General features: G+C 66.2%; 21 protein-coding genes. 9 read left to right on the top strand and 12 right to left on the bottom strand.

The annotated features are described in order from the left end of the window. Positions 1-540: a hypothetical protein gene (locus BN60_RS10385; protein ID WP_020695976.1), complete on the bottom strand. Its 540-nt coding sequence runs from the start codon at positions 538-540 to the stop codon at positions 1-3. Between the two features lie 15 nt (positions 541-555). Between BN60_RS10385 and BN60_RS10380 the strand changes: the two genes are divergently transcribed. Together BN60_RS10380 and BN60_RS10375 are read left to right on the top strand one after the other, a co-directional pair. Further along, positions 556-1698, top strand: a complete 1143-nt coding sequence (locus BN60_RS10380) for an alanine racemase (protein WP_020695975.1) — start codon at positions 556-558, stop codon at positions 1696-1698. A 4-nt stretch (positions 1699-1702) separates the two neighbouring features. After that, positions 1703-2002, top strand: coding sequence for a YciI family protein (locus BN60_RS10375; RefSeq protein ID WP_020695974.1), 300 nt, complete (start codon positions 1703-1705; stop codon positions 2000-2002). Here the strand turns inward: BN60_RS10375 and BN60_RS10370 are convergent. Beyond that, positions 1999-2766, bottom strand: coding sequence for a glucose 1-dehydrogenase (locus BN60_RS10370; protein ID WP_043285323.1), 768 nt, complete (start codon positions 2764-2766; stop codon positions 1999-2001). The genes BN60_RS10375 and BN60_RS10370 overlap by 4 nt on opposite strands. Positions 2767-2825: 59 nt before the next feature. On the opposite strand from BN60_RS10370, the gene BN60_RS10365 reads away from it, so the two are divergent. Genes BN60_RS10365 through BN60_RS10350 form a run of 4 tightly spaced genes read left to right on the top strand, consistent with a single transcriptional unit; the run spans position 2826 to position 6182 of the window. Then, positions 2826-3587, top strand: coding sequence for an SDR family NAD(P)-dependent oxidoreductase (locus tag BN60_RS10365; RefSeq protein WP_020695972.1), 762 nt, complete (start codon positions 2826-2828; stop codon positions 3585-3587). Continuing rightward, entirely contained in the window at positions 3584-4783 is a 1200-nt protein-coding gene (locus BN60_RS10360; protein WP_083856053.1) for an MFS transporter, read from the top strand. The genes BN60_RS10365 and BN60_RS10360 overlap by 4 nt, the downstream gene beginning before the upstream one ends. Beyond that, positions 4780-5439: a DsbA family oxidoreductase gene (locus tag BN60_RS10355; protein WP_020695970.1), complete on the top strand. Its 660-nt coding sequence runs from the start codon at positions 4780-4782 to the stop codon at positions 5437-5439. Before BN60_RS10360 ends, BN60_RS10355 begins: the two co-directional genes overlap by 4 nt. A 56-nt stretch (positions 5440-5495) precedes the next feature. Further along, positions 5496-6182, top strand: a complete 687-nt coding sequence (locus BN60_RS10350; RefSeq protein WP_020695969.1) for a TetR/AcrR family transcriptional regulator — start codon at positions 5496-5498, stop codon at positions 6180-6182. Here BN60_RS10350 and mfd read toward each other — a convergent pair. Both mfd and BN60_RS10340 read right to left on the bottom strand, forming a co-directional pair. Continuing rightward, a complete protein-coding gene (gene mfd, locus BN60_RS10345; protein ID WP_020695968.1) occupies positions 6070-9567 on the bottom strand; it encodes a transcription-repair coupling factor in 3498 nt (1165 codons plus the stop codon). The two genes, BN60_RS10350 and mfd, sit on opposite strands and share 113 nt — an antisense overlap. Next, complete coding sequence (locus tag BN60_RS10340) at positions 9567-9833, bottom strand: FAD assembly factor SdhE (protein WP_020695967.1); 267 nt, start codon at positions 9831-9833, stop codon at positions 9567-9569. Before BN60_RS10340 ends, mfd begins: the two co-directional genes overlap by 1 nt. Before the next feature lie 85 nt (positions 9834-9918). Between BN60_RS10340 and recG the strand changes: the two genes are divergently transcribed. Then, a complete protein-coding gene (gene recG, locus BN60_RS10335) occupies positions 9919-12000 on the top strand; it encodes an ATP-dependent DNA helicase RecG (protein WP_020695966.1) in 2082 nt (693 codons plus the stop codon). On the opposite strand, the gene BN60_RS10330 is transcribed toward recG, so the two are convergent. From BN60_RS10330 to BN60_RS10295, 8 genes are all read right to left on the bottom strand, one after another. Continuing rightward, positions 12001-14025, bottom strand: coding sequence for a DUF4139 domain-containing protein (locus BN60_RS10330; protein ID WP_020695965.1), 2025 nt, complete (start codon positions 14023-14025; stop codon positions 12001-12003). It abuts the gene before it with no gap. A gap of 72 nt (positions 14026-14097) precedes the next feature. Further along, positions 14098-14505: an iron-sulfur cluster assembly scaffold protein gene (locus BN60_RS10325; protein WP_020695964.1), complete on the bottom strand. Its 408-nt coding sequence runs from the start codon at positions 14503-14505 to the stop codon at positions 14098-14100. After that, a complete protein-coding gene (locus BN60_RS10320; RefSeq protein WP_020695963.1) occupies positions 14502-15722 on the bottom strand; it encodes an aminotransferase class V-fold PLP-dependent enzyme in 1221 nt (406 codons plus the stop codon). The genes BN60_RS10325 and BN60_RS10320 overlap by 4 nt, the downstream gene beginning before the upstream one ends. Then, a complete protein-coding gene (locus BN60_RS10315; RefSeq protein WP_020695962.1) occupies positions 15719-17371 on the bottom strand; it encodes an NTP transferase domain-containing protein in 1653 nt (550 codons plus the stop codon). Before BN60_RS10315 ends, BN60_RS10320 begins: the two co-directional genes overlap by 4 nt. Continuing rightward, positions 17368-18096, bottom strand: coding sequence for an XdhC family protein (locus BN60_RS10310; protein WP_020695961.1), 729 nt, complete (start codon positions 18094-18096; stop codon positions 17368-17370). The genes BN60_RS10315 and BN60_RS10310 overlap by 4 nt, the downstream gene beginning before the upstream one ends. 3 nt (positions 18097-18099) lie before the next feature. Then, the gene (locus tag BN60_RS10305) at positions 18100-18420 is read right to left on the bottom strand and encodes an XdhC family protein (protein WP_020695960.1); all 321 of its coding nucleotides are present in this window, start codon (positions 18418-18420) and stop codon (positions 18100-18102) included. A gap of 3 nt (positions 18421-18423) precedes the next feature. Then, positions 18424-19674 (bottom strand): vWA domain-containing protein, encoded by a 1251-nt coding sequence (locus BN60_RS10300; protein ID WP_020695959.1) that lies wholly within the window; start codon positions 19672-19674, stop codon positions 18424-18426. A gap of 10 nt (positions 19675-19684) precedes the next feature. Then, positions 19685-20608 carry an AAA family ATPase gene (locus BN60_RS10295; RefSeq protein WP_020695958.1) on the bottom strand — a complete coding sequence of 308 codons (924 nt, stop codon included), beginning with the start codon at positions 20606-20608 and terminating at the stop codon, positions 19685-19687. 107 nt (positions 20609-20715) lie between these two features. Here BN60_RS10295 and BN60_RS10290 point away from each other — a divergent pair, with 107 nt between their 5' ends. Both BN60_RS10290 and BN60_RS10285 read left to right on the top strand, forming a co-directional pair. After that, complete coding sequence (locus tag BN60_RS10290) at positions 20716-21459, top strand: SDR family NAD(P)-dependent oxidoreductase (RefSeq protein ID WP_043283817.1); 744 nt, start codon at positions 20716-20718, stop codon at positions 21457-21459. Then, a complete protein-coding gene (locus BN60_RS10285; RefSeq protein ID WP_020695956.1) occupies positions 21459-22868 on the top strand; it encodes an amidase in 1410 nt (469 codons plus the stop codon). Before BN60_RS10290 ends, BN60_RS10285 begins: the two co-directional genes overlap by 1 nt. Positions 22869-22880 lie beyond the last annotated feature (12 nt).

The following is a 22880-nucleotide window of genomic DNA, read 5'->3' as shown; positions in this document are numbered from 1 at the left end:
CTACTCGACGCGGCCCTTCTGCAGGATGTCGGCCAGCAGGCGCTCGGCGTGCGCCTGGTCGGCGATGCGCTTGGACGTAAAGCGCTGGTCGCCGGCCGGGGCGATGCCCAGCAGATGGCCCGCCAGGCAGGCCGGCAGCGGCGGCGGCTCGATATCCTCTTCCGGCATCTCGACTTCGGCCATGGCAAAGTAGGTCGAGCCGTCCTCGCGCCGGAAGAAGTCGATATCCCAGTGGAAGCGCCCTTCCCCCCAGGAATACCGCACCTTCTGCAGGCTCTCGATGCGCTGGGTCCACAGCCGCGCGAAATCGATGGCGCTGAGGCCTGTCTCGATCTCGACCACCTGGCCGTCGATCATGCGCTTATAGGTGAAGAGATGGTCGATCTTGCCGTCCGCCTCGATCGAGCGGATACGCAGACCCGGCGCATCGAGATAGGCCTGGCGCAGGAAATTGCGCGAGACGCCGGGGCGGGCAGCCAGCAGACCTTCGAGCTTGCCATCGTCTCTGAGGACAAATTTGCGCTCGTTTTCAATCGGCATGTTAGAGTCGTCTCCATGACTTCACATCAGACGATCGACGACCTGCCGACCCCGGCTCTCATTCTCGACCGCGCCATCCTGCGCCGCAACACCAAGCGCATGAGCGAGCGCCTGCGTAACGCAGGCGTCATGCTGCGGCCGCATCTCAAGACCGCGAAGTCGATCCAGGTCGGCCGCCTGGCCGTCGAAGGCCATGACGGCCGCATTACCGTCTCGACCCTGGCCGAGGCGCGTTATTTCGCCGACGGCGGCTTCAAGGACATCCTCTACGGCGTCGGCATCGTGCCGTCGAAGCTCGCGGCCGTGAGCGAGCTGCGCCGTCAGGGCATCAACCTGCGTGTCGTCACCGACAATCTCGCCGTCGCCAAGGCCATCGCTGCCGCGACCAAGGACGGCGACACGTTCTCCGTCTTCATCGAGATCGACAGCGGCGCCGGCCGGGCCGGGCTGCCCTTCCCCGCCTTGCCAGGCCTGCTCGAGATCGGCCGCGTCCTCCACGAAGCACCGGGTGTCGACCTGGCGGGCGTGATGACTCACGCTGGCCATTCCTATCACCAGAGCACGCCGGACGGCATCGCAGCCATTGCCGAGCAGGAGCGAGTGGCGATCGTCACAGCGGCCGAGAAGCTGCGCGCTGCCGGCATTCCCTGCCCCATCGTTTCGGGCGGTTCGACACCGACGGCGATGCTGTCGCGCGATTTCACCGGCATCACCGAGATGCGGCCGGGCGTCTATGTCTTCAACGATCTCGATCAGGAGTATATCGGCTCCTGCGGTGCGGGTGACATCGCGCTCTCCGTGCTGGCCTCGGTGATCGGCCACTATCCGCACCGCAACCAGCTCTTGATCGACGCCGGCGCGCTCGCCCTCTCCAAGGACATCAGCGCCCAGGAGTTCCAGCCCAAGGTCGGCTATGGCACGATCGTCGATGCGCCGGTGCGCGCCATGGCCGTGGTCGACTGCTCGCAGGAACACGGCTTCGTCGGCGCCGACGATCCACTGCCCTATGGCAATCTGCCGGTCGGCGCGCGCGTCCGCGTCCTTCCCAACCATGCCTGCATCACCGCGGCCGCGTACGACCGCTACTACGTGGTCGACAGCGACCTCGACGGCGGCAAGTCGGTCGTCGACGTCTACGACCGCATCAACGGCTGGTGACGTAATGGCGAGATGGGTTGCCCTCTTCCGCGACGATCCGTCAGCCGACTGGGTTCGCAAGAAGCATAGTCAGGAACATTTCGACTACCTCGCCGCTCATAGCGACAAGATCAAGATCGGCGGCGGTTTGCGGCCCTCACCCGATGAATGGTTCTGCGGCGGCCTGTGGGTCCTCGAAGTTTCGGACCGGGCGGAAGCCGTCCGCCTGGTCGAAGAAGATCCGTACTTCAAGCTCGGACTGAGAACAGGCTACGAGCTTTTCGTCTGGGGTAAGGCCCCCTTCTACGGAGCCGTCACGCTTTAAAGAGAGTTCACCGTGTGGCCGCCGTCGACGGTGAGCACGCTGCCGGTCATGAAGGCGCCCGCTTCCGACGCCAGGAGGAGCAACGCGCCGTCGAGATGCTCGGGCTGGCCGATGCGGCGCTGCGGGATGCGCTCGATCAGGCGTTGACCGGCCGGCGTTTTCCAGAAGTCGCTGTTCATTTCGGTTTCGATATAGCCCGGGCAGATGGCGTTGACGCGGATCTGGTAGCGCGCCCACTCCATGGCGAGTGCGCGCGTCAGATGGATCAGTCCGGCCTTCGAGGCGTTGTAGGGCGCTACCTGGCCGATCGTGCGCAGGCCCAGGATCGAGGCGATGTTGACGATGGCGCCGGGCCGCTTGGCTGCGACCCAGCGCTTCGCTGCCGTCTGGGCCACCAGCCACGCGCCACGCAGATTTGTATCGACCACGGAGTCCCAATCCTGCTCCGGCATTTCCAGCGCGGGCTTCACAATGGAAATGCCGGCATTGTTCACCACGATATCGACCGCCCCCAACGCGGTCTCGGCCTGATCGAAGGCGGCGGCGACAGCTTCGCCCGACTGCACGTCGAGCGTCACCGCTGCGGCTTTCGCGCCGCTCTTCTGCAGTTCCGCCTGTAGAGACGCGAGCCGTTCCGCACGTCGCGCGGCGAGGACGACCGCAGCGCCTGCTTCGGCAAGAGTACGCGCAAAATGCACGCCGAGGCCCGAGGACGCGCCGGTGACGAGGGCCACCTTGCCGCTAAGGTCGAATCGCTTGGACATGGCCATGGCTCCGCTGTTTCATGCCGGCCTTATAGGCGAGCGACCCGTTCGGAGGAAACATGGACCTCGGTCTCAAAGGCAAGCGTGTACTGGTCACCGGCGGCACCAAGAGCATCGGTCGCGCCATTGTCGATACTTTCCTGGCCGAAGGCGCCGTGGTCGGCTTTTGCGCACGCGACGAGAAACTCGTGAAGGAGCGCGAGAAGGACTGGCAGGCCAAGCAGGGCCGAGTCCAAGGGACTGCCCTGGACGTAACCGATGACAAGGCGCTCAAGAAATGGGTTGACGGTTTCGCGGCAGAAGGCGGCATCGACCATTTCGTGGCGAACGTGAGTGCGCTCGGGACCGACGACAATGCCGAAGGCTGGCGCAAGGCCATCGAGATCGATCTCGTCTCGACCGTGAACTCCGTACATCACGTCCGGCCTCACCTGGAAAAGCAGGGAGCCGGCTCGACGCTCACGATCATCGGCACCGTGTCGCTGGTCGAAGTGTCCGGGCCCACCCAACCCTATCGCTCGGTGAAAGCCGCACTCGTCCCCTTCGTGAAGTCCCTGGCGATCGACCTCGCACCAAAGGGCATCCGCGCCAACATGGTGTCGCCCGGCACCATTCTCGAAGATGGCAACACGTGGGGCCGGCAGCGCGACGCCGGCAGTGAGCGCTACAAGCGGTCGCTGGCGCGCAATCCGCTCGGTCGCATGGGCACCCCGCAGGAAGTGGCCAACGCGGTCGTCTTCCTGGCCGGCACGCCGGCCTCGTTCGTGACCGGCACGAACTTCATCGTCGACGGCGCCATCACGGCGCGCGTGCAGTACTGAACACGCCGCGGACACCCTGGGCGCTGGTCGGACTGCTCGTCGCAGCAGGCATCGTCGCGGCCTTCCAGGTCGGCAAGGCACCACCCTCCCTGCCCTCGATCCGCGAGGGCTTGGACGCCAGCTTGCGGCAGGCCGGATGGCTGCTGTCGACCGTCAGCCTGATGACGGCGCTGACGGGTATGGCGATCGCCCTCAGCGCCGATCGCCTGGGCCATCGCCGGATGGTGATCTTCGGTACCGCGCTTTGCTGCGTCGCAAGCCTGGCGGGCGCCTTTGCGGTGAGCGTCGACCAGCTTCTGGTCGGCCGTGTCTTCGAGGGGCTGGGGTTCATCGCGGTTACCGCGGCCGCCCCTGCTCTCCTGCTGCGCATCGCACAGCCCCGCGACCAGCGCCTCGTCATGGCGCTCTGGACGACCTACATGCCGGCCGGTGCCGGCACGATGATGCTGATCGCGGCGCTCGTCCTGCCCGGCACCTCCTGGCGTGTCGTCTGGCTGGTTGCGGCCGGTGCAGCGGCACTGATGTTGGCGGCTTTGCTGCTGCGTGCCGTGCCGGCGAAAGAATTCGATCCCATTCCGGCGCGGCGGCACCCGGTGTTGGCGGAAATGGCGGAAGTCGCCACCAGCGGCGGACCGCTCGCCATCGCGCTCTGCTTTGCCGCTTATTCCTGCTGCTGGTTTGCCGTGGTGGGCTTCCTGCCGACCCTGCAGGTCGAGCGTCTGGGCTTCGCGACCTCGACGGCGGCAATCGTGACGGCCCTGGTCACGGTGGTGAACGCCCTGGGCAATCTCTCTGCCGGATGGTTGCTGCATCACCGGGTGCCCCGGGTGGCGATGATTGCAGGCGCGGCCGTCTCCATGGCGTTCTGTGCCGCGGGCATCTTCGTCGACGGTGTGCCAGACCTTCTGCGTCTGGTTCTGGCAGGCGTCTATTCGATGGTCATCGGCGTTGTGCCCGGCGCCCTCTTCACCGCCATTCCGCTCCATGCGCCGCGGCCGGATCTGGCAGGTGCATCGACAGGCCTCCTGATGCAAGGCTCCAACATAGGTGCTCTGCTGGGGCCGCCGATCACCGGCGCGCTGGTGGCCTCGGGTGGCTGGCAAAATGCCGCCTGGCTGACCTCGACGGCCCTGGCCGTTGTCGTTGCCGCCGCGCTCTTCCTGCACTGGCGCGAAAGGCGTAGGCTTGCCGCATGATCTACGTCGACATCGTCTCGGACACGATCTGTCCCTGGTGTTACATCGGCAAGCGCCGCTTCGAGCGCGCGCTGATGCAGAGTGGGCGCACCGACATTGCCGTCGCCTGGCGTCCCTTCCAGCTCAACCCCGACATGCCCGCCGAAGGCATGACGCGGGACGACTATGTGCGCGCCAAGTTCGGCGGCGGCGACCGCCCGCGCCAGATCTATCAGGCGATCGCCGAAAGCGGGCGCGAGGCCGGCATCGACTTCCAGTTCTCGCGCATCAAGCGCACGCCCAACACGGTGCTGTCGCATCGCCTGGTTCACTGGAGCGCCAAAATCGAACGGCAGGACGAAGTCGTGGCCGAGTTGTTCAAGGCCTACTTCGAAGAAGGCCTGGATATCGGTGACCTGGACACCCTGATCGAATGTGCCGTGCGCGCGGGTGTCGAGGAAGAACGCGCCCGCGCCTATCTCGCGAGCGACGAGGGCCGGCAAGAGGTCGTCGCCTCCGACGTCTATGCCCGGCGCCTCGGGATCAACGGCGTGCCCTGCTTCATCGTCAACCGCAAGTATGCCGTCTCGGGCGCGCAGCCGCCTTCCGCCTTCGTCGAGGTCTTCAATCTCGCCGAACGCGACGCCGCGACGAGCGCGGCCCAATCGACCGCCTGAACGTCCTTCTGGCCAATGATATGTCGGTGATCATATGATATGATCATCGACATACGATGCCGCAAAGCCCCGCCCGAAAGGCCCGGACCCGGGCCGAGATCGTCGAACATGCCGCCCGGCTGTTCCGGCTGCGCGGCCATGCCGGAACCAATATCGACGACATCATGCTGGCAGCCGGCCTGACGCGCGGCGCCTTCTATGCGCACTTCACCTCGAAGGACGACCTATTCTCGGAGATCGTCCGCATGGGGCACGGGTTGCTGCTGAAGCTGCGACGCGAACCCGCGGAAGCGGTGCTCGACGCCTATCTCGACCGCGAAGACCTCGCCGCGAATGCCCTCGCCTGCACCTTGGCCGCCCTGCCCGGCGACATCACGCGCGCTACCCTTCCGGCACGCCTTGCCTATGCCAATGTGCTGCACGCCGTCATCGACGAGCTGGCCAAGGCACGCGGCCGCAGGGGGCTGGATGCCGACGCGACCGCGGCGACCATCCTGGCCGTCGGGGCCGTGGTACTGGCCCGCGCCTCGGGCGATACGCGGCTCAGCGACTGGCTGCTGCGTTGCGCACGCCGCGCGGTCAGGTCGTTGATGAAGAAGCCGGCGAAGAAAAAGCCGAAGAAACCAACGGTCAGGCGGCGAGCTTCGCCAAAGAAGAAACGATCGACGTCACGCCCGAAAGCCGCTGCCGTTCGTCGGCCCACACGCGCTGCACGATCACGCGGTGGTCGGGCCGGAGCTTGACCAGCGGCGCGTTCTTCTGGATCCAGCCGATCAGCCTTTCCGGCTTGGCGAACTTGTTGTCGTGGAAGGAGAAGACGAGCGCCTTCTCGCCGGCGTCAATCTTCTCGACGCCCGCGGCACGGCACAGCAGCTTCAACGCCACCGTGTTCAACAGGAATTCCGCCTCGACAGGCGTCTTGCCGAAACGGTCCACCAGCTCCGCGGCGAAGGAATCGATTTCCGCCTGGGTGGTGAGACCACCGAGGCGGCGATAGAGCCCCATGCGTACCGAGAGATCCGGTACATACTCCTCGGGAATGAGTACCGGGATACCGAGGTTGAGCTGCGGCGACCATTCCGCCCGCTCCGCTTCCTGGGAACGGCCGCGCGCGGCGGCCACGGCTTCTTCCAGGAGCTGCTGGTAAAGCTCGATGCCGACTTCGCGGATATGGCCGGACTGCTCCTCGCCCAGGAGATTGCCGGCGCCGCGGATGTCGAGGTCGTGGCTGGCGAGTTGGAAGCCAGCCCCCAATGTGTCGAGCGTCTGCATGACCTCGAGGCGCTTGGCGGCGGCTTCGTTCAGCGCTCGTCCCGGCGGTACGGTGAGATAGGCATAGGCGCGGGTCTTGCCACGGCCGATGCGGCCTCGAAGCTGGTAGAGCTGCGCCAGACCGAACATGTCGGCGCGATGGATGATCATCGTGTTGGCGTTGCGGATGTCGAGGCCGCTTTCCACGATGTTGGTCGCCAGCAGCACGTCGAACTTGCCCTCGACGAACTCCTGCATGGTGTTCTCGATCTGCGTCGGCGGCAGACGGCCGTGCGCCATGGCCATGCGGATTTCCGGCACCAGCTCGCGCAGCTCGGCCGACACGGTCGCCAGGTCTTCGATGCGCGGGCAGACGTAGAAGCTCTGGCCGCCGCGGAACTGCTCGCGCAGCAGCGCTTCGCGGATCGTCACGCCATCGAACGGCGTCACGAAGGTGCGGACGGCCAGACGATCTACCGGCGGCGTGGCAATCAGGCTCATGTCGCGCACGCCGGTCAGTGCGAGCTGCAGGGTACGCGGGATCGGTGTCGCCGTCAGCGTCAGCACATGGACGTCGGCGCGCAACTCCTTCAGCCGTTCCTTGTGCCCGACGCCGAAATGCTGCTCCTCGTCGACGATCAGCAAGCCGAGGTCCTTGAACTCGATGCTCTTGGCCAGCAGCGCATGCGTGCCGACCACGATGTCGAGAGTCCCGTCCTTCAGCGCCTCCTTGGTGGCTTTGGCCTCCTTCGCCCCGACAAGCCGCGACAGACGGCCGATGCGTACGGGCATGCCCTGGAAGCGCTCGACGAAGTTGCGGTGGTGCTGGCGGGCCAGCAGGGTCGTCGGACCGATGACCGCGACCTGCTTGCCTGACAAGGCCGCGACGAAGGCCGCGCGCAGGGCCACCTCGGTCTTGCCGAAGCCGACATCGCCGCAGATCAGCCGGTCCATCGGCTTGCCCGACGACAGATCCTCGATCACGTCGGAGATCGCCTGGAGCTGGTCGTCGGTCTCGGTATAGGGGAAGCGGGCGCAGAATTCGTCGTAGAGACCTTCGGGCGGGCTCAACGTCTCGCCGCGCCGCACGGCGCGTTCGGCCGCGATCTGGATCAGCCGGTCCGCCATGTCGGCGATGCGCTGCTTCAGCTTCGCCTTGCGCGACTGCCAGGCGACGCCGCCCAGCCGGTCGAGGATGGCCCCCTCTTCCGAAGAGCCGTACCGGCTCAGCACATCGATGTTCTCGACGGGCACGAAAAGCTTGTCGCCGCCTTCGTAGGTGAGCCGCAGGCAGTCGTGGCGCGCATTCTGGATCTCCAGCGTCACCAGGCCCTCGTAGCGGCCGACACCATGCTCGCGATGGACCACGAGATCGCCATCGCTGAGAGCCGCCGCTTCCGCGATGAACCGCTCGGAGGGCCGGCGCTTCTTGGCCGGACGCGACAGGCGGTCGCCGAGAATGTCCTCCTCGCCGATGACCTCCAGCCCCTCGAGCACGAAGCCATGCTCCAGGGACCAGACCGCAAGTCCCAGCGCGCCGGGAGGCAGGCCCTGGACCATCGCATAGTCGGCGACGGGCACCGGCGTCGTGGCGCCGTGTTCCTGCAGGAGATGCTGGAGCCGATTGCTCGAGCCCTCGGTATAGCCTGCGATCACGACGCGGCGGCCGGCCGCGTTCGCCGCCTTCACATGCTCGGCCACCTGGTCGAAGAGATTGACGCCCTGTGCGGTGCGCGCCTGGGCGAAGCCTTCGTGGCGGCGGCCGCCAAGGTCGATAGCGTTGGACGTGCCCGGCATCGCATCGAAGGTGGTGAACTGCACGGCCGCATGGCCGTCCAGCAGCCGCTCCCATTCCGACGGCTTGAGATAGAGCCGCTCCGGCGGCACGGGCTTGTAGTCGGCGCCGCCGCTCATGCCGCCCTTGGCGCCGGTCTTCTGGCGTGCGTCGTAGTAGTCGGCGATCAGCTCGTGGCGTGCCTGGAATGCTTCCTTGGTCTCGTGATCGGCCGTGACCACGGCTTCCGGACAATAGTCCAGCAGCGTCTCCAGCCGCTCGTGGAACAGCGGCAGCCAATGCTCGACGCCGACATGGCGCTGGCCGGCGGAAACTGCCTCGTAGAGCACGTCGTCGCCCGCCACGCTGCCGAACAGCTCGCGATAGCCGCCGCGGAAGCGCGCGATGCTGTCGGGCGTCAGCAGAACTTCGCTCACCGGCAACAGGACGACCTCGTCGCGGTTGCCGGTCGACAGCTGGCTCATCGGATCGAAGGAGCGGATCGTCTCCAGCGTGTCGCCGAACAGGTCTAGGCGCAGCGGCTCGGACGTACCCGGCGGGAAGAGATCGAACAGGCCGCCGCGCACCGCGAACTCGCCAGGCTCCATGACCGTTTCGGCGCGCCCGTAGCCGTTCTCGCCCAGAAACTTGATCAGCCAGGCGACGTCTACAGTCTGCCCCTTACGCAGGATCGTCGCGGCTTCGGCATAGAGGCTGCGCGCCGGCACGCGCTGGAGTGCCGCGCCGACCGAGGCGAGGATAATGCGGCCCGGTGAGCCCGGCTTGCGAAGCGCGGCGAGGCGCGACAGCGTCTCCAGCCGCTCGGCCACGATGTCGGGATGCGGCGACAGCCGGTCGTAGGGCAGGCAGTCCCAGGCCGGAAAAACCAGCACCTCGCGCTCAGGCGAGAAGAAGCGCAGGCCGTCCTGCAGTCGCTCCAGCCGCTGCCCGTCGCGCGCTATGTGCAGAATGTCCCGCCCGCCGGTGGTGCGTGCCAGCTCTGCCAGCACCAGGGCATCGGCGCCTTCCGGCAGGCCGGCGACAGTCCATCGCGCAGCCTTGCGGGGAATCGCGGCCAGGAGCTCGGCAAGCGGCGGCGACACTAGAACCTCACGCGAAACGCAAGCAGCTTGCGCACGACGGGCGTATCGCTCTCCGCTGGGACCGCGACCTTGCCGCTGACCCAGTCGTAGATGTCGTTGTCGCTCGCCGCGAGCAGCCGCTCGTATTGATCCAGCTCCGAAGCATCGAATGTAGCGATATGGGCGCGCGCGAACTGTCCAAGGAGGATGTCGTTCTCCTTGTTGCCGCGATAGACACTGCGGTAGAGCAGACGCTTGCGCCGCGTCTCGATATCCTCGCCTGACATGTTTTCCCCAGGTCCGGCCCGAAAAGGGGCGTAGCATATAGGCGGCAGCGATGGCGAAGTCACGCGGCCGCAGAACTTATCAACCATGCGCCCGCAGAGCCTCACCCCCCTCTTCGCCCAAGTCACCGCGCTGCCCGGCATCGGCCCGCGGCTGGGCAAGCTCGTAGAGAAACTTGCAGGGCCTCTGGTGGTTGACCTGCTGTGGCACCTGCCGTTCGCCGTGATCGACCGGCGCAATGCTCCGGACGTCGCCGCTGCCAAGGCGGGAGAGGTCGCCACGCTCACCGTCGTCGTCGACGAACACCTGGTCCCGCACAGCCCGCGTCAGCCTTACCGCGTCTGGTGCAGCGACGAGACCGGGCGTCTCTGCCTCACCTACTTCAATGGCCGCGAGGACTACCTCCGGAGGCTGCTGCCGCCCGGCGAAACCCGCGTGGTGAGCGGCAGGGTCGAGATCTACCAGGGCGAGGTGCAGATGACGCACCCCGACCATGTGGTGCCGCTGGACCAGCGCGAGTCCGTCCTGCGAGTCGAGCCGGTCTATGGGCTGACGGCCGGCCTCACTCAGAGACCCGTGCAGAAGGCCGTCGCCGCGGCCGTCGAACGGGCGCCCGAGCTGCCCGAATGGCAGGACGCCGCCTATCTCGCCAAGCAGCGCTGGCAGAGCTGGCACGGCGCCCTCACCCGTGCTCACGCACCCACGGAAGAAAACGACCTGTCGCCGATGCATCCGGCGCGGGCGCGGCTTGCTTTCGACGAATTGCTGGCGAGCCAGCTCGCGATTGCGCTGGTGCGTCACCACAATCGCACGCTCGCGGGGCACGCCACGCAGGGCGATGGCCGCCTGCGCGAGGCCGTGCTCGCTTCCCTGCCCTTCGATCTCACGGCGAGCCAGAAGGCAGCCATCGAGGAGATCGCGACCGACATGGGCAAGGCCGAACGCATGATCCGGCTGCTGCAAGGCGACGTCGGCAGCGGCAAGACTCTGGTGGCACTGCTGGCCATGCTGATCTGCGCCGAGGCTGGTGCACAAGCCGCCCTCATGGCACCGACCGAGCTTCTGGCCCGGCAGCATCATGCCACGATTGCGCCGCTCGCAGCCGCGGCCGGTGTGCGATTGGCCCTCCTGACCGGACGCGACGGCCAGAAGGTGAAGAAAGAAACTCTGCAGGGCCTCAGCGACGGTACGATCCAGCTCGTCGTCGGCACGCACGCGCTGGTGCAAGAGGACGTCGAATTTGCCGACCTCGCTTTGGCCGTGGTCGACGAACAGCATCGCTTCGGCGTGCATCAACGCATGGCGCTTTCGTCGAAAGGCCATGCCGTCGATCTTCTGGTCATGACGGCCACCCCGATCCCGCGCACCCTGATGCTGGCGGCCTACGGAGATCTCGACGTTTCCAAGCTCACCGAAAAGCCGGCCGGTCGGCAGCCCATAGACACGCGCACCATTCCTCTGGAGCGGATCGGAGAAGTGGCGCAAGGCGTCGGCCGCCAGATCGCCACTGGTGCACGAGTCTATTGGGTCTGCCCGTTGATCGAGGAATCGGAGGAAGTCGATCTCGCCAATGTCGAGGAGCGCTTCCGCCTGCTGAGCGAGCGGTTCCCCGGCAAGGTCGGGTTGTTGCATGGCCGCTTGAAGAGCGCCGAGCGCGAAGCGACGATGGCCGCCTTTGCCGACGGGCGGCTTTCGATCCTGGTCGCGACCACGGTGATCGAAGTCGGCGTCGACGTGCCGGCGGCGACGGTGATGGTGATCGAGCACGCCGAACGTTTCGGCCTGGCACAGCTCCATCAGCTCCGCGGACGCGTGGGCCGCGGCAGTGCCAAGTCGACCTGCCTTCTGCTCTACGCCCAGCCTCTCGGCGAGACGGCCAAGTCGCGGCTTGCGATCATGCGCGAGACCGAGGATGGCTTTCGCATCGCTGAAGAAGATCTCCGGCTGCGCGGCGCTGGCGAGTTGCTGGGGACACGGCAAAGCGGCCTGCCCGACATGCGTCTGGCCGATCTCTCGGTACACGGCGAGCTGCTGCAGGCCGCTCGCGACGATGCCCGGCTCGTGATCGACCGCGACCCCGATCTGCAATCGGAGCGCGGCAAGGCGCTGCGCGCCCTGCTCTACCTGTTCCGCCGCGACGATGCCGTGAGGACGCTGCGGGCGGGCTGATCACCCCAGCGATGCGACGTAGGTCCTGAGCGCCTCGCGCGCCGTTTCGACGCCCTTCTCCGCCTCGCCACGGCGCTTGGCGATCGCTTCTAGCTCGGTCTCCTGTTTGTCGAGGGTCGCAAGATAGCGGCGCTGCAGGTCGCTGTTGGCCGGCACGCGGGCGAGATTGTCGCGCAGCCGTGCCTGCTCCTGCACGATCTGCTGCCGCTCGCCGTCGACCTGCGTGACCTTGCGTTGCGCCTCGGCGACGGCCTGCTGAAGCTGCAGCACGCGACTGAGGGCATCCCGCGTCTTGGCGTCGAACTCGCGGGCCTGCGCGTAGACGCGAATCTGGTCGGCAGCGCTTTCGACCAACCGAACTTCCTGCTGCTGCGTCTGCTCCTGCACGACCTCGAAGGTCTGGGTCTGATCGCCGCCCGGAAGCTGGAACGGGATGCGATAGTTCCCCTCGCTCAATTCGACGCCCTTGGCGTCGGGCTTCGAAAGCGTCCAGCCCGGCAGGCGGCGCTGGACGACGATGAGCTGGCGCGGCTCCTTGGCAGGGCCACGCACGCGATAGGTCGTGGTCTGGCGCACGACGCGCGAGAGACGCAGTGCCCCATTGGCAATCGTGCCGGTCGCAAGCTGCTCGGTTTGTGCCACGTCGCGCTCGATGACGATTTTCTCGTCGAGGGCATAGGCGAGAAGCCGGGTCTCGCCGGTTGGGAATCCCGACAGGCGGGCGTCGCCCACATAGGCAACATAACCGGCCTTGTCGCGCTCATAGATCGTGATGATGCCCGGAGGCAGCCCCGATTCGCCATCGTTGGTCAGGCGAATTGCGGCCAGCGGATTGCGCGACGCCGTATCGGCCTGATAGAGCGCCAGCCGCAGCGCCGGCACCTGACGGTCGATGATCGGGATCGAAAGCGTGCGGCCGTTCTCCACGCTCACGGCGCGCGGAAACTTGAAGACGACCTGCGTCGCCGCATCGCTTGCCGCAATCGGCTCTGCTCCTGCAGCTATCGGAGCCGGCGGCGGCGGAGGTGCTGCCGCAGGTGCGGCGACCGAACGCTCCTGCTGGGCGCGATACTGGGGAGATGTCGGCAGAGGCATGGTTTTCGCGCGCAGATCGGCGTCCACGCCGCCGCGATCGACGCCTGGCATCAGACGGCCCGCGACTTCGACCGGCACTTCGGGGCGTGTCACGTAATAGGCATTGTAAAGCGCCTGCCGGAAAGCGACCGGTCGGCCGGACACAAGGGTGAGCTCGACATCCTTCCAGTCCTGGCCGCTCAGATTTTCGACGACGGCCCAGCCCTGCAGCGCCGAGCGCGGTGCGGCGGCATCGGCCGGCAAGGTCAGGCGGTAGGAAGCCTTCCACACGGGCGCTTCGACGATGTAGGCGACACGTACGGTGCGCTTGCCGTCGCCACGAGTCGCCAGATCGAGGGTACGCGCATCCTTGGCGCGGTTGCCCTGGATCGCGAGCAGCGCCTGGCCAATTTTCGCGCGCAAGGCCGCGTCGGCGAACTGCAGGTTTTCCGCGTCCTCCAGGATGAACTGCTGCAGGCCGCGGTCGGTGAAAAGCGTCACGCGTGTGCGCTTGGTCGTGCCCTTGTCGCCTGGCAGAGCCACCGTCTCTTCCTCGACAGAGACGACACGGCCCGCGAGAGCACGGCCGCCGCCAACCGTAATCTCGGCTCCTTTCAGGGTGGACAGAAGCTCGGCCGGAGAGCCCAGCGAATGCTGGTCGAACGGCAGGTCCTTGAAGGCCTGGGCAAGCGGTTCGCGTCCCGGCAGGCTGAGGCCGCCGACGCCGCCTTTGTCGTCATAGACGACCAGACTCTTCAGCACGTCGTCGACCTGATCGAGCGACACCGTGAGCTTCAGGGTGGCGTTTCCTTCCACCGTGGCTTCGTACTCGAAATAGCCGAGGCCGCCCGAGGACAGCATGACTCGCTTGAGAGCGAGTTCCTGAGCGAAGGCAAAAGTCGGGAACGCAATCAGGCCCAAAAGAGCCACGACGTTCAAAAATAGGCGCATAGTCTCTCCCGGGCGATGCACGCGCACCGTGAAGTGCGACTGTGACACAACCGCGGCGACGACGCGACGAAACTACGAGAGCGCGTCTTTCAGGGCTTCGAAGGGAAGCAGTACGCATTCCTGTCGCGACTTGTGGGTGGCGACAGGCGTGAACGCCGTAAACGGTTCGCGCGGATCGCCCGCCTCGCGGCCGAGAGCGCGCTCGGCGTCACGCCGGATGTCGGAGATACCAGCAGAATCCCGGCCGACCGCGACCGCCGACAATGCCGAGGCCGAGGCCTGGCACAGCAGGCAGCCGCGGACCTGATGCGCGATCTCCGTGATACGTCCCTGCCCGTCGAGCTTGACGTCCATGGTGACGCGATCGCCGCACAGCGGGTTGTCGCGCCGCGCCGACCTGGTCGGTGCGTCGAGCTTGCCCGCACCTGTCTTGGCTTTGGCAAGCGCAACGATACGGTCCTGATAGAGCTGGTCGTTCATCGCAAGGTACGTGCGGCATGCGCCACGCCGGCCAGCAGCGCGTCGATGTCCGTGTTGTCGTTATAGGGCGCCATCGAGACGCGGGTCGTGCCGTCGAGGTCGAAGCGGTCCATCAAGGGCTGGGCGCAGTGATGGCCCGCACGTACGGCAACGCCGAAGGAATCGAGCGTCTGAGCGACATCGTGCGGATGCACGCCTTCGAGCATGAAGGACACGACCGGATAGCGGTTCTGCAGGCTCGCCGGGCCGAACAGCCTGGTGCCGTCGACCTTTTGCAGGCCGTCCATCAGACGCTGGACCAGGCTCATCTCGTGATCGTGCGCCGCTGTCCAATCGAGCGATTGCATCCAGGTACAGGCTGCGCCGAGGCCTATGGCAGGACCGATCGCGGGTGTGCCCGCCTCGAAGCGACGTGGCGATGGCGCCCATGTCGTCTCGGCAAAAGTGACCCGTCCGATCATCGAGCCTCCGCCCATGAAGGGGGGCATGGCGTCCAGCAATTCGGGCTTGCCCCACAGGATACCAATTCCATTCGGGCCGTAAGCCTTGTGACCGGCGAAGACATAGAAGTCGATGCCCAGTGACGGCAGATCGAGCGGCCCATGCGGCGCGCGCTGCGCACCGTCGAGCATCACCCGGGCGCCAACCGATTTGGCTGCTGCGACGACGGCACGGACATCGAGCAGCGCACCTGTCACGTTCGAGACATGGGCGAGCGAGACCAGCCTGGTCTTGGGGGTCAGCAGGCGCGGCAACTGGGTCAAATCTATACGGCCGTCTTCCGTCACCGGGATCACATCGATCTCGATGCCCGAGCGGGCACGCAGGAGCTGCCAGGGCACGATATTGGAATGATGCTCCAACTCGGAAAGCAAGATGCGATCGCCGGGCTTCAGAAGAGAACCGTAGGAATAGGCCACGAGGTTGATCGCCGCCGTACAGCCGCCGGTGAAGATCACTTCCATCGGCTGGACGCCCAGGAACTTGGCAACCTCGGCGCGTGCATTCTCGTAGGCCTCGGTCGCGCGCTCGGCCAGTCGATGCACGCCGCGCAGCACGTTGGCCCGGCTTGTCGTCTCGTAGTGCCGCACCGCGTCGATCACGGCGAGCGGCGTCTGTGCCGAGGCGCCGTTGTCGAGATAGTGCACCGGCAGGCCGTCGATGATCTCGGAGAGAATGGGAAACTGCCGGCGAACAGCGGCGACATCGAAACTCATGCTGTGCTCCGCTCCCGCCATGCCGCCAGCGCCTCCGGCGTGTCGATGTCGGTGATGGCGGCCTCCCCTGTCATCTCGACCTCGCAAACCAGATCGGCGTGCTCGCCGATCAGATGCTTGGCGCCGCTGTCGCCCGAGAGCTTGGCCATCTCCGGGAAGAAGCGCCGCGCCCACAGGACGGGGTTGCCGCGCTTGCCGCCGACCGTCGGTACGCAGATCGTGCGGCCCTCGACTGGACTGAAGGCGGCGATCAGGCGGTCGAGCAGCGGCGCGCCAACGCCGGGCATGTCGCCGAGCTGGACGATGGCCGCGTCTATGTTCGAGCCGAGCGCGCCGATCCCGGTCCTCACCGACGTGCTGAGCCCCTCGGCAAAGTCCGGATTGGTGACGAAGCGCAGTCGCGACTTCGGCGGCACCGCCTTCTCGATCGCCGGCCGCACCTGATCTTCCATATGACCCAGCACGACCACGACCTCGACAGCCTGCGATGCCAAAGCCGCTTTCACCGCATGCACGACCAGCGGCTCGCCCTCGGCATCGGCCAGCAGCTTGTTGGGACCGCCCATGCGCGTCGACCGGCCGGCGGCGAGGACGAGGGCTGCGACGCGAGGCGCCTGCTGAGGCCCCTCGCCCTCAACCTCGCTGTCGTCGCGCGGTTGAGGACGGCTCGGGATTTCGGCCAGCAGGCCACCCGATCCCATGCGCACGATTTCTGCACGGCCAACCGGCAGGCGTGCGGCAAGCCGCTCTAGCACCATGTCGAAGCCATTGTACTTCGGCGACTTGGCGCAGCCCGGCAGGCCCAGCACCGGCTTGCCGTCCAATTCGCCGGTCAGCAACAGGTTTCCAGGATCGACCGGCATGCCGAAATGGATGACCTTTCCGCCCGCGACTTCGATCCCCGACGGCACGACATCGTGCCGGTCGACAATGGCCGACGCACCGGCGATCAGGAACAGGTCGCATCCTTCGGACTTCAGTTCGGCCAAAGCACCGGCGATCTCCTTCGCGTCGTGCGCCACCCGACGCTCGCCGTTCAGAGTGCTGCCGAGCGACTTCAGTCGCTTGGTGGTCGTGACGACAGCCTTGTCCAAGACCTTGTCGCGCGTGCCCGGAAGCCTCGTCTGGACCAGGCCGGCACGCATCGACTGGAACGGCGCCACCGATACCAAGGGGCGATTGGCCGACTTGGCGACGCCGATGGCACGGGCGACGGCTATACGCGGCGCGGCATAGGGGATGATCTTGACCGTTGCCACCATCTGGCGCGGCTCGACCCTCGCGAACGGCGGCAGGGTCGCCACCGTCACCGATTCGTCGAGTTCGTTCAGTTCGTCGATGCGCTCGCGATCGACCACGGCGAGACCGGCTTCGCGGGCGAAATGATTGCACCGGCCGGTAAAGGGTGCCGTGACCTCGATGCCCTCGCCCGCCAGGACCCTGGCGACGCTGGCAGCCGCCTCGTCTTCGTGGATATCCTCGTCGTCGAGTTTGGCCGCGACGACAGTCGCGACGCCGACCGCCTTCAGCTTGGCCACATCGTCGGCGGAGAGGACGCGGCCCTTGGCGAAGTTCACGCCGTTGGCGCGCCAGCTATGCGCCAGGATGGCACCTGCCGCCGCGTTGATAGGAATCTCGCCGAACCTCACGCTGCGGCGACCTTCGGCGCGGACAGGGCTTCGAGGCGGCGCGCCCGTACTTCGACGATCTGCCCCAGGATGGAAATGGCGATCTCCGCCGGCGACTTGGCGCCGATGTTGAGACCGACCGGCCCGTGCACGCGTGCGAACTGCTCTTCGGTGATCCCCGCTTCGGCCAGCCGCTCCTTGCGCTTGGCGTGGGTCTTCCGGCTGCCGAGCGCGCCGATATAGAAGACCTCCGACTTCAGCGCATATTCGAGCGCGGGGTCATCGAGCTTGGGATCGTGCGTCAAAGTGACGACGGCCGTCGATCGGTCGAGGCCCATCTTCTCAAAGGCCTCGTCGGCCCATTCCTGCATCACCTTCACGCCGGGGAAACGGCTGTCGGTGGCGAAGGCACGGCGCGGATCGACGACGGTGACATCGAAATCGAGCAGCGACGCCATGGGCGCCAACGACTGTGCAATGTGGACGGCGCCGACGATAATCAAACGCGGCGGCGGCACGTAGACATTCAGAAAAATGCGCTGGCCGCCGATATCGACGGTTTCGCTGCGGCCGATCTCGAGTGCCTGCCGCGCCGCCGAGAGCAACGTCTCGTCGCCAGCCTGCTCACCCGACGCCGTGTCTCGGTAGATCAGAGTTTCGGCGGCGTCGCTGAGCCGTGTGGCCAGGGCCAGAGCGTGCCGTTTGTGGCGCGCTTCCTGAAGCGCCGCCAGGGTCTCGGCCTTCATGATTCAGTTCACCTTCTCGACGAAGACCTGCACCTTGCCACCGCATGCCAGCCCGACATCCCAGGCCTGTTCGTCAGTGACACCGAAATCCAGCAGCCGCGGCTTGCCGTCAGCGATCGCCGCCAGCGCTTCCTTCACAACGGCGCCTTCGATGCAGCCGCCGGACACGGAGCCTACCATCGCGCCCGTGTCGTCGACGCCGAGTTGGCTGCCCACCGGCCGAGGCGAAGAGCCCCAAGTGGTGATTACGGTGGCGATGGCTACTCCCTTGCCGCCAGCCTTCCACTTGCCGACCTGATCCAGGACATCGAGTGCGTCGCTCATGATCTACTCCTTGCGAAGTTCGGTCTGCCATCCCGCGAGGCGTCTGTCGGCGCCGGTGACTTGCTTGCCCAGGGCGGCGATCAGCCCCGCCAGGCTCTCCAGATTGTGCACCGGCCGGAACTCGTCGACATGCGGCAACATGGCCTTGTTGCCCTGAGATTTGGGCTCGTAGGCGCCGTACCGCAAGAGCGGGTTCAGCCAGATGAGACGTGAGCAGGATTTATGGAGACGTTCCATTTCCTCACCCAGACCTGCGGCGCCCTCGCGATCCAGGCCATCGGTGATCAACAGGACCACGGCGCCCTGCCCCAGGACGCGCCGCGACCATTTGTTGTTGAACTCATGCAGGGCCAGACCGATGCGGGTGCCACCCGACCAGTCCTCGACCTGTGTGGACGCCTTCTGCAGGGCGATGTCGACATCGCGATTGCGCAGCGCCCTCGTCACGTTCGAAAGCCGCGTACCGAAGGTGAAGCAATAGACTCGGTCGCGGTCGTTGGTGATGGCGTGCATGAAATGCAGGAACATGCGCGTGTAGCGGGCCATCGACCCGGAAATGTCGCACAGGATCACAAGCGGCGGCGGCCGTCGGCGAGGTTCGCGCTTGCGCAGCTCGGTCAGTCCTTCCGGCCGCAGCGCGCGCCGCAGCGAGGCCCGGAAGTCGACCCGTGGCCCTCGTCGCGCCGGCTGATAGCGCCGCGTCTTGCGCTCGGGCACTGGCAGGCGCATCCGGGCAACGGCGCGCAAGGCTTCGTCGATCTCGGCCTGTGACATCTGCTCGAAATCGCGATGCTGCAGCACTTCGCGATCCGAGACCGTGAAGGTCGCCTCGACTTCGACCTCCGGCGGTTCGTCTGCCTGCTCCGGCGCCTCGCCCTTGCCGGGCTGCAGGGCGTCCTGCAGGCGGCGGCTGAGCTGCTTGCGCTGATCCTGCTCGGCCGGCACGCCGACCTGCGGCAGGAGCATCTCCATCATCTTTTCCAGGAGACGCGGATTGCGCCAGTAGACGTGGAACGCCTGGTCGAAGATCTCGCGCTGGTCGCGGCGGTTCACGAAGACCGAATGGAGCGTCCAGTAGAAGTCGTCGCGCTTCTGCAGGCCCGCCGCTTCGACCGCCTCGATGGCGCGCAGTATCTGCCCCGGCCCGACGCGCAGCCCGGCCGTCCGCAAGGTCCGTGCGAAGTGCACGATGTTGGTCGCGAGCTTGCCGCCGCGGGGTTGCGGCGACGCCGTCGGTTCGGGCAGCGCGTCCATCGCGCGCCGCTCAGCCCAGCGGCTGGGCGGCGATGTCCGACTTCACCTGACGCAGGATTTCGGCCGCTTCCGAGCCCTGCAGGCGTTGGATGTCGTCCTGGTATTTCAGCAGTACGCCCAGCGTGTCGTTGATCGTCTTGGGATCGAGATCGAGGGCGTTCAGCTCAGACAGCGCCGTGGCCCAGTCGATCGATTCGGCGACGCCGGGCGCCTTGAACAGATCGAGCTTGCGCAGTTCCTGGACGAAGCCCACGACTTGCCGCGACAGCCGCTCCGAGCTCCCCGGCGCCTTGACCTTCAAGATCTCGAGTTCGCGCTTGAGGTCGGGATAGTCGACCCAGTGATAGAAGCATCGGCGCTTCAGAGCGTCGTGGATTTCCCGCGTCCGGTTGGACGTGATGATCACGATCGGCGTTTCCGCCGCCTTTACCGTGCCCAGCTCGGGAATCGTCACCTGGAAGTCGGACAGGACTTCGAGCAGATACGCCTCGAACGGCTCGTCGGTGCGGTCGAGTTCGTCGATCAGCAGGATCGGGGCGCCATCGACATGCGGCTGCAGCGCTTCGAGCAGCGGACGGCGGATCAGGAACTTCTCGTTGAAGATGTCGGCGGCGATCTCGCTGCGATCATGGACGCCCTGTGCTTCGGCCAACCTGATCTCGATCATCTGGCGCGCATAGTTCCATTCATACACGGCCGAGGCGACATCGAGGCCTTCGTAGCACTGGAGGCGGATCAGTGGCCGGTTCAGGGTCTTGGCCAGGACCTTGGCAATCTCCGTCTTGCCGACACCCGCCTCGCCTTCGCAGAACAGCGGTCGGCCGAGCTTGAGCGCAAGGTAGAGGACGGTGGCGAGGCTGCGATCGGCGATGTAGTCGCCGCCTTTCAGAAGCTCGACGGTGGCGTCGATGGACGCCGGAATGGGCGAAGGCATGTAACTCCCGAAAACTCGGAGGGGCGCTGATGCGTCAGTGTAGCGGATGGAGCGCTGCGCCGATATGGTAGGAATAGCAAGATAATTCAAGCATTTGGAGGAAGCGCATGGGACCTGAATTATTCAAGGGACGTGCCGCGATCGTAACGGGTGGTGCGCGTGGAATCGGGCTGGCTTGCGCTGCGAAAATCACAGCCGGCGGTGGCCGGGTGGCCCTGTGGGATCAAGACCTCGAACGAGCCAGGCAATCGGCGGCCGCGCTCAAGGGAGCGATCGCGGTTTCCGTCGACGTCACGAGCGAGGAGTCGATCGCCAAGGCACTTGCCGCGACCGAGAAGGACCTCGCCGCCCCCGACATTCTGGTCGCCAGCGCGGGCATCACCGGCCCCAACACGACGGTCGTGAACTATCCCGTCGATGCCTGGAGACAGGTGATCGACATCAACCTCACCGGCGTCTTCCTGTGTAATCGTGCCGTGGCGGCCGGCATGTCCAAGCGCGGCTGGGGCCGCATCGTCAACATTGCTTCCGTGGCAGGCAAGGAAGGCAATCCAAACGCTTCCGCCTATTCCGCGTCGAAGGCCGGCGTCATCGGGCTCACCAAATCCCTGGGCAAGGAACTCGCGACGACGGGCGTGCTGGTGAACTGCGTGGCGCCGGCGGTCGTGAAAACGGAGTTGTTCAGCCAGATGACCGAGCAGCACATCCAGTACATGCTTTCCAAGATCCCGATGAACCGCTTTGGCGAAGTCGAGGAAGTGGCCGAGATGGTCGCCTGGCTTGCCTCCCCGCTCTGCACCTTCGCAACGGGTTCGACCTTCGATCTCTCCGGCGGCCGGGCGACCTACTGATGAGCAACCTGCACGACCTCACGCTCACGGAACTCTCCGCGGGCCTTGCAGCAAAGCGTTTTTCCTCCCGCGAAGTTGTCGACGCTCTCCTGGCACGCATCGCCAAGGCCGACGGCAAGCTGCATGCCTTCACCGAAGTCTACGCCAATGAGGCGCGTACGCTGGCGGACGCGGCCGACAAGGCGCGCATGTCGGGCTTTCCGCTCCCGCCCCTGCACGGGCTGCCCATTGCCTACAAGGACCTCTGCGACATCGCCGGCCGCGTCGGCACCGGCGGCTCCAAGATGTTCGAGGGCCGCATCGCCAGCGTGACCTCCAATACCGTCGAACGATTGACCGCGGCCGGCATGGTGCCTCTCGGCAAGCTGCACATGGTCGAGTTCGCCTTCGGCGGCTGGGGCACCAATCCGCTGATGGGCGCACCCTGGAATCCCTGGGATCTCGGGACCCATCGCGTCCCCGGCGGCTCGTCGAGCGGCACTGGCGTCGCGGTCGCCGCCCGCCTGACGCCGGCCGGCATCGGCAGCGACACCGGCGGCTCGGTGCGCATCCCCTCCGCGTTCAACGGCCTTGTCGGCCTCAAGGTCACTTTCGGCCGCATCGGCCTCTCGGGCACGATGCTGCTCAGCTGGTCGTTCGACTCGATCGGCCCCATGGCGCGCTCGGTAGAAGACTGCGCCCTCCTCCTGAACGCGCTGGCCGCACCCGACTCGCGTGACCCGACGACCCTCGATCAGCCGCTCGAAGATTTCACCGAAGCGGTACGCCCAGGTTCGATCGAAGGCATGCGCATCGCGATGCCCGACACCAGGCAGCTGCCGAACTTCATGCATGCCGACGTGACCAAGGCCTGGCAGGCCGCCGCCCGCACTTTCGAGAGCCTTGGCGCTGCAGTCGAGGCCGTGCGTCTGCCCGACTGGTTTTTCGACCTGTCGCGGCCGGCCGGCACCCTGATCGCGTCGGAGGCCTATTCCCTGCATCGCGACTATATCGAGGATATGTCGAAGGCAATCGGCCCCGGCGTGCGGGCGCGAGCGCAGGCGGCGAAGGCCCTATTGCCAGGTGCCTATGCCGAAGAGTTGCGCGCCGTGGCGGCCCGTCGGCACGCGTTCAAGGAGTGGTTCGCGGTGCACGATGCGATCCTGCTGCCGACAATGGCGATCCCCGCGATCCCCGTTTCGGAGGTCGACGAGACATCGCCGATCCCAGGTTATCTGAACCGGCCGGCCAACTATCTCGGTCTCTGCAGCCTCGCCATGCCGTCTGGCCTTTCCGGCGGGTTGCCGGTCGGCGTCCAGATCGTCGGCAAGCCCTTCGCGGAACGCGACGTGCTGCGCCTGGGCAAGGCGTTCCAGGACGCGACGGACTTCCACCGCCGCGCGCCCGACCTTTCCGCTCTGGGGCTCTAGCCGCCAGAGCCT

This window comes from Reyranella massiliensis 521, assembly GCF_000312425.1.
GTDB classification, from domain to species: domain Bacteria; phylum Pseudomonadota; class Alphaproteobacteria; order Reyranellales; family Reyranellaceae; genus Reyranella; species Reyranella massiliensis.
Note: the sequence above shows the minus strand (reverse complement) of the source record. Positions and strands in the feature narration are given on the sequence as shown.